General features: G+C 66.0%; 9 protein-coding genes and 1 pseudogene. 5 read left to right on the forward strand and 5 right to left on the reverse strand.

Features of this window, described 5'->3' with window-relative positions; all coding sequences use genetic code 11:
- Window positions 1-45: 45 nt before the first annotated feature.
- Window positions 46-3,198, reverse strand: a complete 3,153-nt coding sequence (locus tag ABIA42_RS12420; protein WP_370113366.1) for an Rne/Rng family ribonuclease — start codon at window positions 3,196-3,198, stop codon at window positions 46-48.
- A gap of 703 nt (window positions 3,199-3,901) precedes the next feature.
- Here ABIA42_RS12420 and ABIA42_RS12425 point away from each other — a divergent pair.
- The 5 genes from ABIA42_RS12425 to ABIA42_RS12445 all read left to right on the forward strand — a co-directional run bounded on the left by ABIA42_RS12425 (window position 3,902) and on the right by ABIA42_RS12445 (window position 11,300).
- On the forward strand, window positions 3,902-5,197 hold the full coding sequence (locus tag ABIA42_RS12425; protein WP_370113364.1) for an N-acetylmuramoyl-L-alanine amidase: 1,296 nt from the start codon (window positions 3,902-3,904) through the stop codon (window positions 5,195-5,197).
- A gap of 229 nt (window positions 5,198-5,426) precedes the next feature.
- Window positions 5,427-7,928, forward strand: coding sequence for a penicillin-binding protein 1A (locus ABIA42_RS12430; RefSeq protein ID WP_370113362.1), 2,502 nt, complete (start codon window positions 5,427-5,429; stop codon window positions 7,926-7,928).
- Between the two features lie 214 nt (window positions 7,929-8,142).
- Window positions 8,143-9,274 (forward strand): peptide chain release factor 2 gene (prfB, locus tag ABIA42_RS12435; RefSeq protein ID WP_194387559.1). Its coding sequence is split into 2 segments (ribosomal slippage): window positions 8,143-8,211 and window positions 8,213-9,274, totalling 1,131 coding nucleotides; the frame shifts between segments, so codons are not numbered across the junction.
- A gap of 2 nt (window positions 9,275-9,276) precedes the next feature.
- Window positions 9,277-10,155 carry an NAD(P)-dependent oxidoreductase gene (locus ABIA42_RS12440; RefSeq protein ID WP_370113360.1) on the forward strand — a complete coding sequence of 293 codons (879 nt, stop codon included), beginning with the start codon at window positions 9,277-9,279 and terminating at the stop codon, window positions 10,153-10,155.
- A gap of 137 nt (window positions 10,156-10,292) precedes the next feature.
- Complete coding sequence (locus tag ABIA42_RS12445; protein ID WP_370113358.1) at window positions 10,293-11,300, forward strand: DMT family transporter; 1,008 nt, start codon at window positions 10,293-10,295, stop codon at window positions 11,298-11,300.
- On the opposite strand, the pseudogene ABIA42_RS12450 reads toward ABIA42_RS12445, so the two are convergent.
- The 4 genes and pseudogenes from ABIA42_RS12450 to ABIA42_RS12465 form a co-directional block, all read right to left on the reverse strand.
- Window positions 11,209-12,468, reverse strand: a pseudogene (locus ABIA42_RS12450) (O-antigen ligase family protein); the annotation flags it as partial. The gene ABIA42_RS12445 and the pseudogene ABIA42_RS12450 overlap by 92 nt on opposite strands.
- A gap of 11 nt (window positions 12,469-12,479) precedes the next feature.
- Window positions 12,480-13,859: a glycosyltransferase family 1 protein gene (locus tag ABIA42_RS12455; protein ID WP_271530559.1), complete on the reverse strand. Its 1,380-nt coding sequence runs from the start codon at window positions 13,857-13,859 to the stop codon at window positions 12,480-12,482.
- On the reverse strand, window positions 13,856-14,596 hold the full coding sequence (locus ABIA42_RS12460; RefSeq protein WP_370113356.1) for an ABC transporter ATP-binding protein: 741 nt from the start codon (window positions 14,594-14,596) through the stop codon (window positions 13,856-13,858). The genes ABIA42_RS12455 and ABIA42_RS12460 overlap by 4 nt, the downstream gene beginning before the upstream one ends.
- A 3-nt stretch (window positions 14,597-14,599) precedes the next feature.
- On the reverse strand, window positions 14,600-16,528 hold the full coding sequence (locus ABIA42_RS12465; RefSeq protein WP_271530561.1) for a glycosyltransferase: 1,929 nt from the start codon (window positions 16,526-16,528) through the stop codon (window positions 14,600-14,602).
- Window positions 16,529-16,587: the final 59 nt, after the last annotated feature.

A 16,587-nucleotide genomic window follows, 5' to 3' on the forward strand; every position in this document is an offset into this window, starting at 1 on the left:
AAAAACCGCCCGGTTTGGCCGGGCGGTTTCATCTGGATGTCCCTGTTATTCGCCGCCGCCGAAGCGGCGCGACCACCAGCCGGCGCGGCGTGGGGCCGCCGGCGTTTCGCTCGTGGGCTCCGGCGCAGGCTCGGGTGCCGGCGCAGCGACCGGCTCGTTTACCTGCGCGACCGGCGTTGCCGGCTCGGGCTGGCTGTTCACCAGGAAGCTCACCTTTTCCCGGACCGTGGAGCGGCGCCGCGCGGCCTTGTCGCCGGCGGACTCTTCTTCTGACGTTGCCGTCGTCGTGGCGGAAGCCGGCTCCGGCTGGGCCGGCGCCTCGGTCCGCACCTCGGCGCGCGGTTCGGGCTGCTCGATTTGCGGCTCGGTGGTGTGCTCGGCCTGGATGTGCTCGGCCTGTGCGATGGAGGGCGCAGCCTCGCTGCCGAAGCCGTCGAAATCGGCAACCGCGTCGGTCGCCTCCGACGGCTGACTGGCGCCGAGCTCGTCACCGATGGAGCCGGCGAGACCTTCCTCGCCGCCACCGCGACGGCGGCGTCCGCCGCGGCGACCACGCCGACGCCGGCGCTCGCCGCTGCCCTGCTGCTCGCCACGGGCTGCCTGTTCCTCGCCTTCCTCGCCGTCCTGCTCGGACTCGGTATCGTCTTCACCTTCACCGGCCATCACGGCCGCTTCGGGGAGCGTGGGGGCGGTATCCTCGCGCAACTCCCCCTCGCGCTGGCTACCGCGGCCGCGCCGGCGGCGACGGCGCTTGCGGCGCTGGCCGTCCTGCTCGGAGGCTGCCTCGCCGGCAGCCTGCTCGTCAGCAAGACCTTCGGTCTCGTCGGTCTCGACTTCGGATTCGGTCTCCAGGTCGAAGCCATCCTCGTCGTCATACGCTTCTTCGGCCTGTGGCGGCGGGCTCGCAGCCACTTGCGCAGCGAGCAGCGCCTTGGCGGCTTCGAGCGTATGCACCTGCTCGCCGCGGTCGATCACATATGCCTGCGGTCCGCTGACGGTGGGATCGGCGATGACCGACAGCGTGACCTTGAAGCTGTTCTCGAGGTCGCGCAGATGGCCACGCTTGTGATTCAGCACATAGAGCGCGACGTCGGTGCGGGTGCGGACCACGAGATTGTGGGTCGCGCCCTTCATCAGGATCTCTTCGAGGCCGCGCAGCAGCTGCAGCGCCACCGAAGACACCGAACGGACGTGACCGGTGCCGCCGCAATGCGGGCACGGATCGGTCGAGCTCTCCAGCACGCTGGCGCGGATGCGCTGGCGCGACATCTCGAGCAGGCCGAAATGCGAGATGCGGCCGACCTGGATGCGCGCGCGATCCTGCCGGAGGCAATCGGACAGCTTGCGCTCGACCGCGCGGTTGTTGCGCTTCTCGTCCATGTCGATGAAGTCGATGACGATCAGGCCCGCGAGGTCGCGCAGCCGGAGCTGGCGGGCGACCTCTTCGGCCGCTTCCAGGTTGGTCTTGAGCGCGGTGTCCTCGATATGGTGCTCTCGCGTCGATCGTCCGGAGTTGACGTCGATCGAGACCAGCGCTTCGGTCTGGTTGATCACGATGTAGCCGCCGGAGCGCAGTTGCACGGTCGGCGAGAACATCGCGTCCAGCTGGCTCTCGACGCCCATGCGCGAGAACAGCGGCTGGCCGTCGCGATACTGCTTCACCGCGCCGACATTGGCGGGCATCAGCATCTTCATGAAATCACGGGCTTCGCGGTAGCCGGATTCGCCGGCGACCTGAATCTCGTCGATCTCCTTGTTGTAGAGGTCGCGCAGCGAGCGCTTGATCAGCGAGCCTTCCTCGTAGACGAGGGTCGGGGCCTGCGACTTCAGCGTGAGGTCGCGCACCGTTTCCCACATCCGGATCAGATATTCGAAGTCGCGCTTGATCTCGGGCTTGGTGCGGGAAGCGCCTGCCGTGCGCAGGATGATGCCCATGCCCTCGGGCACGTCGAGATCCTGCACCACTTCCTTCAGGCGCGAACGATCCTGCGCGCTGGTGATCTTGCGGCTGATGCCGCCGCCGCGCGCGGTGTTGGGCATCAGCACGGCATAGCGGCCGGCGAGCGAGAGGTAGGTCGTCAGCGCCGCGCCCTTGTTGCCGCGCTCTTCCTTGACCACCTGCACCAGCATCACCTGGCGGCGCTTGATGACTTCCTGGATCTTGTACTGACGGCGCGGACGGAAGGTGCGCTCCGGCACTTCCTCCAGCACATCGTCGCCGCCGACGGATTCGACGACTTCCTCTTCGGCTTCCTCGCCGTCCTCGTCCTCGTCTTCGTCGTCTTCGGTGGTTGCTTCCGCAGCCTCGGCGGACGTCTCGGCCTTCTCGCCGTCGGCGTACATCGCATCGGCCGGCTCGGCGGCCGATGTCACGGCCTCAGCCAGAGCTTCCGCATGGGCTTCAGGAACGTGAGCTTCGAAGGTCTGGGCATCCTGCGGCTCGGCACCGGCCTCGGCCGCGACCACGGGCTCGGCGCCGACGGCCGCGGGCGTCTCGTCGGCATGATCATGGTCGTGATGATCATGGTGGTGATCGTGGTCGTGATGATCGCGCTGGTGATCGTGACCGGGGTCGCGATCCCCGGCGTGCTCGTCATCATGGACATGATGATCGTCGTGATCATGCTCGCCATGAGCATGTTCACCCTGATCGTGGTCGTGGTGATCGTGGCTTTCGTGCCCGCCGCGGTGCTCCGCATCGGCGTGCAGATGCTCGCCCTCGTACGGCGCGCCTTCGGTGTGCGGGGCCTCGCCCTCCGAGGGCTGGGCTGCGGGATCGGCGCCGACCTCGAGGCCTTCGACGATGTCGCTGCGCACGCGCTCGCCATGACCGCGGCGGCGGGCGTTGCGGTGGCGCGAACGGCGGCGGCCGTGCGAGCGGTTCTCGCTCTCTTCCTCGGCCTCGCGATGGGCCTGCTCCTCGGCCTCGATCAGCGCCTGCCGGTCGGCGACCGGGATCTGGTAATAGTCGGGATGGATTTCGCTGAAGGCGAGGAAGCCGTGGCGATTGCCGCCATATTCGACGAAGGCGGCCTGGAGCGAGGGTTCGACCCTTGTGACCTTGGCGAGGTAGATGTTCCCGCGCAGTTGCTTGCGTTGCGCGGTTTCGAAATCAAACTCTTCGACGCGATTGCCGCGGACCACGACGACCCGGGTCTCTTCCGGGTGGGTGGCATCGATCAACATCTTGTTGGGCATGTCTTAACTCTTGGCGGCGGCGGACGCGATAAACCGTGGGCGCGTATCGCGCCTCCGGGTGACGCGACGGTCCACCTGATTCGGGGGTGAGGGGAAGGCCGAAACGCCGTCTCTCGCGCCTTGCCGAACCGGAAGCTTCAGGACCGTTGCGACGCGCGGGATTGTCACTCCGCAGCGTCGCGAATGGTCCTTCAGATTTCGTCGGCACAGTCTGGCGCATCAAGCGTCGGCCCGTATGAAACATTGGGCGACGAGGCCGCCCTTTCAGTTGCTGCTGGCCAGGCACGGCGCGAGCGCGCTCGCCTTGGGGATCACGAACCGCCCCCTTGGGATCAAGGGACCGGGTAATGGGTTACGCCGCCGTCAGAACCGTCCCGGTAACATGAGTGGTAACCCGAGACCGTCCGCCGCCGGTGCCTAACCCGCTCCACCTCGCTGCCGCGCACCGCGCTGGTCTTAGAGGGAAGCGGAAAACGCTGGAATCCCCAAAACTTGGGAGTTCCGGCGCAGCGCCGGGAGGCTGAATGCGACACAACCTGAAATATCGGCCGTCAGCATTCCGTACATACGAGGAATGAGCCATCCGTGCAAGGGAAGCGTCGCACGGCGGTCACAGTCGCCGAGTTTCGCGCTTCTGTCATTAAGGAGCGATTAACCCTGTGGTTCTATTGCGTTAAGAGGGCTGCTCGGAGGCACGGAATCGGTGGCGAGCCGCACAAATCGACGGGTTTTGCTGGGAGGCGTGTTGCTGTGCATCGCGGCGCTGCCGTGTGCTGATTCCTCGCGCCTCATTGCTGCGGAAAGCCAGCCGCAGCCCGTTGTTGCCGCAGCGAATTTTCCGGTGGCCTCGGCCGCCCGCCTGGCCGGCGATGGCAAGCAGACCCGCTTCGTCCTCGACCTCGACCGGACCGTTACCTTCCGCACCGCTACGCTGGCCGACCCCTTCCGCGTGGTGGTGGACGTGCCGCAAGTCAATTTCCAGCTGCCCGCTGGCACCGGGAGCGGGGGGCGGGGGCTGATCAAGGCTTTCCGCTACGGTCTGGTCATGCCCGGCGGCTCGCGAATCGTGTTCGACCTGACGGGGCCGGCAAAGATCGCCAATTCCTACGTGGTCGAAGCCGCCAACGGCCAGCCGGCCCGGCTCGTGCTCGAGCTGGAGGAGATCGAGCGCGCCGCCTTCGTGGCATCGCTTCCCCCTGAAAACCGTCCCGAGTTGCGGCCCGCGATCGCCGAGGCGCCGCCGGCCACGGTTCCCGCCAAGGCAACCGCGGATGCCGCGCAGCACAAGGCCGACGACCGGCCGGTGGTCGTGATCGATCCCGGCCATGGCGGCATCGACAACGGCACGCAGTCGGGAGGCGAGAGCGAGAAGAACCTGGTGCTCGCTTTTGGCCTGGCGCTCCGGGACAAGCTGGAAAAGGGCGGCAAATACCGCGTGGTGATGACGCGGGACGACGACACCTTCATCCCCCTCAATGACCGGACCAAGATCGCCCGCAACCACAAGGCTGCTTTGTTCGTCTCGATTCATGCCGATGCGCTGCCTCGCGCCGAGGGCGATGCGCAGGGCGCGACCATCTATACGCTCTCGGATAAGGCGTCCGACGCCGAGGCCCAGCGGCTGGCGGATGCCGAGAACCGGGCCGATGCGATCGCCGGCTTCAACCTCGCCGAGGAGCCCAACGACGTCGCCGATATCCTGATCGACCTCACGCAGAGGGAAACCCGCACATTTTCAAACCGTTTCGCCCGCCTCTTGATGGGTGAAATGAAGGCGACGGTGCGGATGCACAAGCATCCCCTGAAGTCCGCCGGCTTCCGGGTGCTGAAGGCGCCCGACGTGCCCTCGGTGCTGGTCGAGATCGGTTATGTCTCCAACAAGGGGGATCTCGAGCACCTGGTCTCCGAGGGGTGGCGGTCGCGTGCCGTGGGCTCGATGGCACAGGCAATCGACGGATTTTTGACCAAGCGGATGGCCACGGCCGGGACTCCGAACTGAATGGGTTGATCCCTCCCGATCCAAAGGCCCTAGTTTGGCCACAGCGGACGCTCTATAAAAACCCCGCAGGGGGGTCGGAATCGGCGAGAATCCTGCTCGGCAAGCGTCGGAAGTCCGGCACTGATGTGATTGCGTAGGCCGGCGAATTCGCGACGTGAGGTTGGCGGCCATTTGGGGTCGCTATGGGCTGATACTGGGCTGATCCAGAGTTTGAACGGATAAACTGATAATGCGCTTGCTGGTGCGGTTCATGGGCTTCCTGTTCGCCGCGGGAACGGTGGTGTTCCTTGTCGGTGTCGGGGCCGTGGCAGGCCTGATCTGGCATTTCTCCAAGGACTTGCCGGACTATTCTCAGCTTCAGGATTACGAGCCGCCGGTGATGACCCGCGTGCACGCGGTCGACGGTTCGCTGCTCGGCGAATACGCCAAGGAGCGGCGGCTGTATCTGCCGATCCAGGCCGTGCCCAAGCTCGTGATCAACGCGTTCCTGGCCGCCGAGGACAAGAATTTCTACGAGCACGGCGGCATCGACTACACCGGCATGGCGCGCGCAGGATTGGTTTATCTGCAGAACTACGGCTCCAACCGCCGCCCGCAGGGTGCGTCCACCATCACCCAACAGGTCGCCAAGAACTTCCTGCTGACCAACGAGGTCTCCTTCGCCCGCAAGATCAAGGAAGCCTTGCTGGCGATGCGCATCGAGAAAACCTACTCGAAGGACAAGATCCTCGAGCTGTACCTGAACGAAATCTATCTGGGCCTCGGCGCCTACGGCATCGCCGCCGCCTCGCTGGTCTATTTCGACAAGTCGGTGAACGAGCTGACGGTGGCGGAAGCGTCCTATCTGGCGGCGCTGCCGAAGATGCCGGCGACGCTGCATCCGGTCCGCAACCGCGACCGCGCCATCGAGCGCCGCAACTACGTGATCGACCGTCTGCTGGAGAACGGCTGGATCAAGCAGGCCGACGCCGACAAGGCGCGCAAGGAGCCGCTGGCCGTCACCAGCCGGTCCAACGGCGCCCACACCTTCGCCGGCGAATATTTCGCCGAGGAAGTCCGCCGCGACATCTTCGAACGCTACGGCGAGAAGAAGCTGTATGAAGGCGGCCTGTCGGTTCGCACCACGCTCGATCCGAAGATCCAGGTCATGGCGCGCAAGGCCATGGTCGCCGGCCTTGTGAACTACGACGAGCAGCAGGGCTATCGCGGCGCCATGAGCAAGCTCGATGTTTCGGGCGACTGGGGCGTGAAGCTCGCCGAGATCAAATCGCTCTCCGACATCTCGCCATGGCGCATGGCGGTGGTGCTGGAGACCAGCGACCAGTCGGCGCGCATCGGCTTCCAGCCGAGCCGCGAGCTCGGCGGCGCGGTGAGCAAGCAGCGCGAGACCGGAATCGTCACTGTCGACGGCGTGCGCTGGGCGCGGGCCTTGCAGGGCGGCACGAAGGGCAAGACACCGACGGCCGTGTCTCAGGTGCTTCAGCCCGGCGACGTCATTTATGCCGATCCGCTCTACAAGGACGGCCAGCCCGTCGAGGGCCAGTACCGGCTCCGCCAGATCCCGGAGGTCTCCGGCGCCATGGTGGTGATGGATCCCTGGACGGGCCGCGTGCTCGCGATGGTCGGCGGCTTCTCGTTCGACCAGAGCCAGTTCAATCGCGCCACGCAGGCCTATCGGCAGCCGGGTTCGTCGTTCAAGCCGATCGTCTACTCGGCCGCGCTCGACAACGGCTATACGCCCTCGACCGTCGTGCTCGATGCGCCGATCGAAATCGATCAGGGCCAGGGCGCCGGCGTGTGGCGGCCTGAAAACTTCTCCTCGGGCAAGTTCCAGGGACCGGTGACGCTGCGCAACGCGCTGCGGCAGTCGCTGAACACCGTGACGGTGCGCCTCGCGCAGGACATCGGCATGCCCCTGATCGGCGAATACGCCCGCCGTTTCGGTGTCTATGACGAGCTGCCGAACTATCTCTCCTACGCGCTCGGCGCCGGCGAGACGACGGCGATGCGCATGGTCACCGCTTACTCGATGCTCGCCAATGGCGGCCGCCGGGTGAAGCCGACGCTGATCGACCGCATCCAGGACCGCTATGGCCACACCATCTTCAAGCACGACCAGCGCGAATGCCGCGGCTGCGACGCGCCGGGCGGCTGGAAGAACCAGCCCGAGCCGCAGCTGATCGACCGCCGCGAGCAGGTGCTGGATTCCATGACCGCCTATCAGATCACCGAGCTGATGGAAGGCGTGGTGCAGGCCGGTACGGCCACGGTCATCAAGGACGTCGGCAAACCCGTCGCCGGCAAGACCGGCACCACCAACGAGGCCAAGGACGCTTGGTTCGTCGGCTTCTCGCCCGATATCGCCGTCGCCATCTATATGGGCTACGACAAGCCGCGTCCGCTGGGTCGGGGCAATGCCGCGACCGGCGGCCATCTGGCAGCTCCGATCGCGCGCGATTTCCTCAAGCTCGCGCTCGCCGACAAGCCCGCCGTGCCGTTCAAGGTGCCGGCCGGCATCAAGCTCGTGCGTGTCGTCGCCAAGACCGGCATGCGCGCCGGCCCCGGCGAGACCGGCGGAACCATCCTCGAAGCCTTCAAGCCGGGCACCGCGCCGCCGGACAATTATTCGGTCATCGGCGTTGCCGACGCCGACGGGCGCATGCCGGCGTCGCAGCAGCAGCAGCCGGATTCCGGCTTCTTCACGCGGCCGGGCACCGGCGGGCTGTACTAAAGCTTGATCCGGAAAAGTGCGCAGCGGTTTTCCGAAAGGATCATGCTTAAACAACAACCTAAAGCGCGATGACGATTGATCCTGATCGCATCGCGCTTTAAGGCTCAGGACAAGACAGACGATCGCGGTTCCGGCGGTTGCGCTTTGCAGCCGCCGCCGCTACATCCCCACCTCAATTGCTTGCGGGACCGGTTCCGCGAAACCAGAGAACGACATGCGCGCCGAAATCGAACGGTTGGTAGAAGAGATCAAGCAGTCAGTCGGGCTGCTGAGGAGGCATCTTTGACGTCGAGAAATCGACGGCGCGCCTCGCTGAGCTGAACAAGCTCGCAGAAGATCCCAACCTCTGGAACGATCCCCAGAAAGCCCAGAAGCTGATGCAGGAGCGCACCTCGCTCGAGGATGCGCTCTCAGGAATCGGCAAGGTCGAGCAGGAGCTCGAAGACGACATCGGCATGATCGAGCTCGGCGAGGCCGAGGGCGATGACGGCGTCGTCGCGGAAGCCGAAGCTGCGCTGAAGAACCTCAAGAAGGAAGTCGCGCGACGCGAGCTCGAGGCTCTGCTGTCAGGCGAGGCCGACCGCTTCGACTCCTATCTCGAAGTCCATGCCGGCGCCGGCGGCACCGAGAGCCAGGACTGGGCGCAGATGCTGCTGCGCATGTACACGCGCTGGGCCGAAAACCACGGCTTCAAGGTCGAGTTTCTGGAAGAATCCGAGGGCGAAGAGGCCGGGATCAAGTCCGCGACCATCCAGGTCTCCGGGCACAACGCCTATGGCTGGCTCAAGACGGAAGCCGGCGTGCATCGCCTGGTGCGCATCTCGCCGTTCGATTCCAACGCGAGACGGCACACCTCGTTCTCGAGCGTGCAGGTCTTCCCCGTCATCGACGACAGCATCAAGATCGACATCAAGGAATCCGATGTCCGCGTGGACACCATGCGTTCAGGCGGCGCCGGCGGCCAGCACGTCAACAAGACCGAATCGGCAGTGCGCCTGACGCACATTCCGACCGGCGTCGCCGTGGTCTGCCAGGCCGGACGCTCCCAGCACAAGAACCGGGCGCAGGCCTGGGACATGCTGCGCGCGCGGCTCTACGAGATGGAGCTGAAGAAGCGCGAGGAGAAGGCCGCCGCCGATCAGGCGGCCAAGACCGACATCGGCTGGGGCCACCAGATCCGTTCCTACGTGCTGCAGCCCTACCAGATGGTGAAGGATCTGCGCACGGGCGTGCAGACCTCCGACACCGCGGGCGTGCTCGATGGCGAGCTCGACGAGTTCATGGCCGCGACGCTGGCGCAGCGCGCATTCGGCACCACGACCGGCGAGATCGAGGACGTGGACTAGCCATGCCCCGTGTCGCCTTCATCGGATTGGGGCGGATGGGTCACGGCATGGCCGGCCGCTATCTCGATGCCGGCTTCACGGTCAGCTTGTGGAATCGGAGCAAGGCCAAGGCGGAAGACCTGATCGCGCGCGGCGCGCATTGGGCGACCTCGCCGGAGGACGCGGCGATCGATGCCGACGCGGTCGTGACCATGGTCGCCGACGACGAGGCCTCGCGCGCGGTCTGGCTCGGACCCAAGGGTGCGGCCAAGACGGCGAAGGCCGGCACCATCGCGATTGAATGCTCCACAGTCTCCTATGACCACGCGCGCGAGATGGGCCGCGAGCTCAACGCGCGCGGGCTCATCTACATCGATTGCCCCGTCACCGGATTGCCGGACGCGGCGGCGGCCGGGAGGTTGACGCTGCTCGCCGGCGCCGATCCGGCCGATCTCGAGCGTGCGCGGCCTTATCTGACGCCAATCGGCTCGACCATCCGCCATTTCGGGCCGGTCGGCTCCGGCACGGTCTACAAGCTCATCAACAATCTGATGGGCGCGATCCAGATCGCCGGTCTCGCCGAGGGACTCGCGATTGCCGAGCAGGCTGGTCTCGACATGAACCTGGTGCTCGAGTCCATCCAGGCGGGCGTGGCGGCAAGCCCGCAGGTGCAGCGTCACTCCAAGCGCATGGTCGCCCGCGATTTCAGCGGTGCGACGTTCACGACGGCGCTGCGGCACAAGGATGCCGCTTATGCGGTGAGGCTCGCCGAGAGCCTGCTGGCCGACAAGCCGCTGGTCGCGCGCGCCGCGGTCGAGGCCTACGCGCAGGCGAAAGATGCGATGCCCGACGATGACGAAGGCCGGATGATCGAGCTGGTATCGCGGCCGAAGCAGCCGTAGCTGGTCGACCCGGGCATCTCGATCGTCGCGTTCATTTTCGCGCATCGGTTTTACAAACCTCTGTTTCATCGGAATTCGGGTGGCGCCCTCGATCGCGCCGGTCTACGCGGGCAGACTTGGCCGCCAAGGTGAGACTCATGCCCCCGAACGACAGGCGGATCGACGCTCGAGACTGGTCGCTGCTCTGCATGCTCTCCATCCTCTGGGGCGGTTCGTTCTTCTTCAACGGCGCGGCCTTGCGGGAATTGCCGCCGCTGACGCTGGTGTTCCTGCGCGTCGCGCTGGGCGCGGCCATTCTGCTGCCGCTGCTCCGCGTGCAGGGCATCGGCTTTCCCATCGGAGCGACTGGCTGGAAGCCGTTCGTCGCGATCGGGCTGCTCAACAACGCCATCCCGTTCTCGCTGATCGTGCTGGGCCAGACTTTCATCCCGAGCGGACTGGCGTCGATCCTGAACGCGACCACGCCGCTGTTCACGGTCATCGTCATGGCGATGGCGGGCGAGGAGACGTTGCAGATGCGGCGCGTGGCCGGCGTGGCGCTTGGCGTCGTCGGCGTAGTGGTCTTGCGTGGATGGGGTGCCGAGACAATGTCGGGGCATGGGCTCGGCATCCTGCTCTGCCTTGGCGGGGCCTTGAGTTATGGCTTTGCGGCACTGGCCGCGCGGCGGCTGCTGAAGGATTCTCCGCCTCTTGGAACGGCGACGTTTCAATTGATGGCATCCACCGTGATGATGGCGATCATCGCCGGTGCGGTAGAGCAGCCCTGGCGTCTTGCTATGCCGAGCATCACGACATGGCTTGCGGTGCTCGGCCTCGCCGGCCTGTCGACGGCGCTCGCCTACATCGTCTTCTTCCAGATCCTGCGGCGCTCCGGCGCGACCAATGTGATGCTGGTGACGCTGCTCATTCCCGTCACCGCCATCCTTCTGGGCTGGCTGGTGCTGGGTGAGCCGATCTCGATGCGCGAGATCGCGGGCGCGATCGTCATCGGCAGCGCGCTGCTGGTGATCGACGGACGAGCGCAGCCAGTAGTCGCGCGCTGCCTGTCGTTTCTCCGGCTTGGGCCTTCAGCGCCATGCCGCCGGCGACGCCGACGCCGAGCACATACATCCAGCCCTCGTGAAAATCGAACAGGTGCGAGTTGAGCAGCGAGCTCGCGATGTTCTGCACGACGACCACGAGGCCGATCCAGGCGGCGAAGCCTTCACCCGCGAACATGCGAAGATGCGCGATCCACATGGCGTAGAGCAGGACGACACCCAGAAGGCCCCACTGCACCGCGACGTTGAGGGTCTGGTTGTGCGGATTGCTCACGACCTCGGCATCGAGTCTGCTCTCGCTCGTGGCGGCGCGCTCGAACTGGCGCTTGATCGAACCGGTGCCGTGGCCGATCAGAGGCGCCTCGGCAAAGGCATGGAGCGACTTGCGCCAATAGGTCAGCCGCTGCGCGGTCGAGGCGCGGCTGATGTCCTCGTGGCCGTGGCGGTATTCGACGGCGACGTCGTTGATGCGCTGGCGCAGATAGGGCGATGTGGTCCAGGCCAACAGGCTCGCGGCGATCGTGCCTGCGAGCAGGACCAGCGCCGCCCGCCGGCTCAAATGCCTCAAGGCGAACAGGGCCAGCAGCACCGCGATGCAGAGCAGGGCGGTGCGGGCCGAGGCGACGAACACCATGTTGGTGACGAACAGCAGGATCAGGGCCAGACAGACGATTGTTGCGACCGCGCGTCTGCCGCGCCAGAGGGGCAGCGCGAGCGCAAAGGCGCACAGCGTGAACTCCTGGCTCTGGTCGATGTAGTTCTTGACGGGAACGCCTGACGACGCCGTTGCGGTGATCTTCCAGGCAGGAACGAGCAGCACGATCCAGGAGAACACGGCAAGCAGCGCGCAGGAAGCGAGAAAGGCGATGCAGACATGGAAGCCGCGCTCGGACCGGCTGAAATGGTGGAGCAGCGGCGGAATCAGCATGAGCTTTGCAACCGGCTTGACCGCATGCAGCCGGTCCGCCCACGCCCCCTCTGACCACAGCGTGCCAAGAAGCGCGAACAGCAGGAGTGCCAAGGGCAAGGCAAACGCCGGCCGCGCGAGCTGGCGCGCATAGTCGCGCCAGGCGATGGTCGGCGTCACCGCAAGCAGCCAGAACCCGACCAGGATCGAGGTCGCGGTGGTCGACCAGGGCAGCGATGCCGCAATCAGGATGACGAGCAGGTCGGCAGCGCGAAACAGCCGGGCGGAATGGCTCAGGGCCTGCGATCGGTCGCGCAAGGTTGGCGGGCTGGCCGGACTGGGCGATACGGCTTGCTCAGCGGTCATGTGGCTGACGCTTACTGTGCTGCGACCAGGCTTTCTCTGGGCTTCTCATGGCCGAGGAAATCCCGGGCCTGGGTCTCGTAGCCGAAGCGTTCGGCGAGCTCGTGGCGCCGCGCCCGGATCCTGCCGCGGCACTCCTCCTGCCGCGTCAGCACGCGGGTGACGGAGGCGGCGATCGCCTCCGTCGAGAACGGGTCGAAATAGTCGGCGAGCTCGCCCGCGACCTCGCGGAAGACGGCGATGTCGGAGCACAGCACCGGCGTGTTCGCAGCCAGCGCCTCGATGATAGGCACGCCGAAACCTTCGGCGAGGCTCGGCATGATCAGGCCGTGGGCTTCCGCGATCAGGGCCGCCTTCTCGTGCTCGTCGACATAGCCGGCGAAGCGGACGTTGGGCGGGAGGTCGCGCATCCGGCTGATCTCGCCGGTATAACCGATCACGACGAGATCGGCGTGGGGAACGTTGCGGAAGGCGCGGACGACGGCGGCGACGTTCTTGCGTGGCTCGTTCGAGACGATGACGACGAAGCTCGGCCGCCCCGGACGCCCCGACGGGGCTGGAAGGTGCAGGACATCCGGGGCGTCGAACCGGGTGCGGGGATACACGACCCGCGCCGGCAGGTGCGCAAATTGCGGCAGCAATTCCCTGAACCGCATCATGCTGTAGTTTGAAACGAAGGCGAGTTCGTCGGCCTGGCGCAGGCTGGTGCGGATTCGCGCCAGGAACTGCCGCGTGGCGATGTCGCTGAGCTTGAGGTCGGTGAGCGGCAACAGGTCGTGGACGATGCAGATCACCTTGGCGCAGGGTTTGCGCCTGATCACCACCCGTGTCGGGGTGTCCACGACGATCACGTCGTAATCGCGCGCGTCGATCCGCGGCGGTGGCAGCAGGAAGAAGGCCGAGGCGTCCTGATAGTTGAAGAATCCCGGCTCGAGCTGAAAGTCGCCGAACAGCTCGAGGTGCCTCAGATCCGGCGGAATGTATTCGAGCGCGGCGGGCCGGTTTTCGATCAGGAGCGTGGGCAGGCCGATCAGGCCGAGCGCGCGCAGGAGGCAGACGATGTTGTCCCGCGACAGCAACAGGCCGGCCCTGCGGCGGAGCCAGTCGAGTTTGCGGAGCGTACCGCTGAGCGTCACCGGCCCGCTCACGTTGATTTCGTCGAGGTAGCGATAAAGCGCAAGCAGCTCGATGTTGCGCGATTGCGCCGCGAACAGCCTCGTACGCCGCTCGCGCCGGCAGAGCTTGCGGTAGCGCTTCGTGGTCTCCACCACCAGCGTGAGCTCGTGACCTTCCGAGGCGAGCGAACGTACCAGTTCCCGGGTGAAGTGGAAGATGCCGCGCTTGTGATTGGGTTGTCCGAGCGACTCGGAGACGACGAGGATGTTCTGCTTCATGCGCGTTTCTCGCGGAGCTCGAAGGCGTTGGGGACCGGCGGGGTGACCGTGACGGTCGAGGCGATGCGGCCGTGATCGAGATTGATGATGCTGGTGCAGGTGCGGCGCAGCAGCAGCTGGTCGTGCGAGGCGATGATCACGATCGCCGCCTGTGACATGAGCTTGAGGAGCCGCTCCTGCGCTTTCTCGGCAAAGTGCTCGTCGACCACGTTGAGCCATTCGTCGAGCAGGAGGATGTCGGCCGGAAAGGCCGTGGCGGTCGCAAACAGCACCCGCATCAGCATGCCCGAGGAGAACATCCGCAGCGGCAGCCGCTGCATGCGCGCCTCCAGCTCGGTGAAGGCCCAGATCTCGTCGATCACGCCGCGGGTCGGCTTGCGGCCGCTGATCCGCAGCAGCAGTGCGATGTTGTCCTCGGCCACGAAATCCAGGTTGACGCCGGCATTGAGACCGAGCAGGGGCACGACTTTACCCTGAATCGCGACGCTGCCGCTGCTTGGTGGATAGACGCCGGCGATCAGCCGCAGCAGCGTCGACTTGCCGGAGCCGTTGGCTCCGGCAAGTCCGATACGGGCACCGGCTTCAGCCTGGATGGTGACGTCGTCGAGGGCGCGGATGATCCGCATCTCGCCGGGCTCGCGGATGAGATGGCCGAGCAGCCGCCGTTTCAGCGAATGGTCGTAAGCGCCATAGAGTGGATAGTCGAGGCAGACGTTGCGCAGGCTGATCGAGACCATGCATCAGATCCAGAACGCGGCTTTGCGCAGGTGGAGCAGCGTCAGCACGCTCGCAACGATCAGAAGCGCCAGCGCGACGAGGACATAGACGATGCTGACGGGGTCGACATGGCCGCCGGCCAGTGGCTCGCGCCACACCGCGAACAGATGCGTCAGCGGATTGATCCGCATCACCGTCGAGCGGTGGTTGATCATCTCCGACGACCAGATGATGGGCGAGGCGAGGAAGGCGAGCATCAACGTGGACTCGATGATTGGCTTGAGGTCGCGATAGCGTGTTGCCATCGCACCGAGAACGAGGCTCAAGGCGAAGGTGCAGACCACGAACGCCAGGAGGCCCGGCAGCGCCGCCGGCGCGTGGGAGAGCTCGTGGCGGGACAGGATGAGCCATAGGACGAGTGGGACGCAGGCGTTATGAAGCGCGAACAGCGCCTGGCGGAACGTGCATTGCAGCAGGAAGATGACCGGCGGCAGCGCTCGGTCGCGGATCAGGCTCGCGGAGTTCTGGAGCGCCGTGGTGGCGTCGAGCACCACGCCGTTGAGGAAAGTCCAGGCCGTCATCGACAGCGCCAGCATGGGCAGGCGCGACAGCATGTCGTCGTTCGACATCTGGCCGATCACCGAGCCCAGCACCGCCACCACGATCGCCATCTGGAGCGACATCCAGAACGGGCCGAGCAACGAACGCACGTAGCGGTGGCGCATGTCCGACCAGGCCAGTGCCGCCGCGATCCGAACGCAGTCCAGCCAGGCGGTCGTTTGAAGCGGCTTCGCGGTTGCTGGTCGCTCCTTGCCTGGTGCGGCAACGGCATCGCGGTAGACGGTCTCCATGCCTTGCCTGAAGGCCGTGGTCGAGTAGCGGGTGAGGGCGCGCGTGCGCGCTGCTAGCCCCATGCGACGGCGTCGCTCGGGATCTCGGATCAGGATATCGATGGCCTCACCCAGCTTCGCGACGTCGCCGGGCGGCACGGTGATCGCCTCCATGCCGTGGCGGGCGACACGCGGCACCGCAGTGTCGAGCGCCGTATTCACGACCGGGCGGCCGGCGGCCATGGCCTCGAGCTGGACGAGCCCGAAGGTCTCGGCATTGGTCACCGACGGCATCACGAAGACGTCGGCGAGACACATCAGCTTGATGCGTTCGCAATCGTTGACCGAGCCGAGCAGGCGGACGCGGTCATGAAGGCCGAGTTCCTGGATCAACTGCTCGAGCCGCGGCCGCTCGATGCCCTCGCCGATGATCCAGACCTCGAAATCGTGCGCGGCTGCGGCGCGGACCAGCACGTCGAAACCCTTGTAGGGCACGAGCCGGCCGCAGGCCAGCACGAGCCGGCCGCGGTCTTTGACATGGTGCGGCTCGATCTTCGGCCAGTCGTAGCCGGTGGTGTCGATGCCGAACGGCACGACGCGGCATTTGTCCTCGAATTCGCGCAGCAGCGGCGTGTTGTCGACCAGCGCGTGGTCCGAGACGATGATCGCCTTGGCGCGGCGCAGCGTTCGCCGCATCAGAGGTTCGACGAGCCAGCGCAGGCCGGCATGAGTGACGATGTCGGCGTGCCAGTGCACAACCAGTGGACGCCTCGCGCCGAATCCGAAGGCGAAGACGAGGTCGGCGAGAGGGAAGGGGGCATGGAGCGCGAGCAGATCGTGCTCGGCGATCCTGCGCCACAGTCGCCAGGGATAGGTCGGGGCGGCAGGCAGCGACATGATGTTGCCGAACGAGCGCACGCGCTCGACCCGGACGTCGTTGACGACGATCTCGCGCCGTTCGGCCGATTGCGAGCAGACCAGCACGGCGGAGGCGAAGGCATCCTTTAGGCTCGCGCAGATGTCGCGGATCACCGTGAGCGTCCCGCCGAACAGGTCGGGATAGTAGACCTTGAAGATGTGCAGCACCGACGGGCGGGGCGGGGCGTCGCTGGTGTGATGCATGATGGCGGTCAGCCTGCGAGAAGCGCTGCGAGGAACGGTGCGGCCAGCACCGAGATGAA

Source organism: Bradyrhizobium sp. USDA 327 (genome assembly GCF_041262065.1).
Lineage (GTDB): Bacteria > Pseudomonadota > Alphaproteobacteria > Rhizobiales > Xanthobacteraceae > Bradyrhizobium > Bradyrhizobium liaoningense.

What these genes read in the sequence shown, in the direction of transcription:
- ABIA42_RS12420 (WP_370113366.1), bottom strand. Translation starts at nt 3,198, where the DNA reads ATGCCCAACAAGATGTTGATCGATGCCACCCACCCGGAAGAGACCCGG.
- ABIA42_RS12430 (WP_370113362.1), top strand. Translation starts at nt 5,427, where the DNA reads ATGCGCTTGCTGGTGCGGTTCATGGGCTTCCTGTTCGCCGCGGGAACG.
- ABIA42_RS12440 (WP_370113360.1), top strand. Translation starts at nt 9,277, where the DNA reads ATGCCCCGTGTCGCCTTCATCGGATTGGGGCGGATGGGTCACGGCATG.
- ABIA42_RS12445 (WP_370113358.1), top strand. Translation starts at nt 10,293, where the DNA reads ATGCCCCCGAACGACAGGCGGATCGACGCTCGAGACTGGTCGCTGCTC.
- ABIA42_RS12455 (WP_271530559.1), bottom strand. Translation starts at nt 13,859, where the DNA reads ATGAAGCAGAACATCCTCGTCGTCTCCGAGTCGCTCGGACAACCCAAT.
- ABIA42_RS12460 (WP_370113356.1), bottom strand. Translation starts at nt 14,596, where the DNA reads ATGGTCTCGATCAGCCTGCGCAACGTCTGCCTCGACTATCCACTCTAT.
- ABIA42_RS12465 (WP_271530561.1), bottom strand. Translation starts at nt 16,528, where the DNA reads ATGCATCACACCAGCGACGCCCCGCCCCGCCCGTCGGTGCTGCACATC.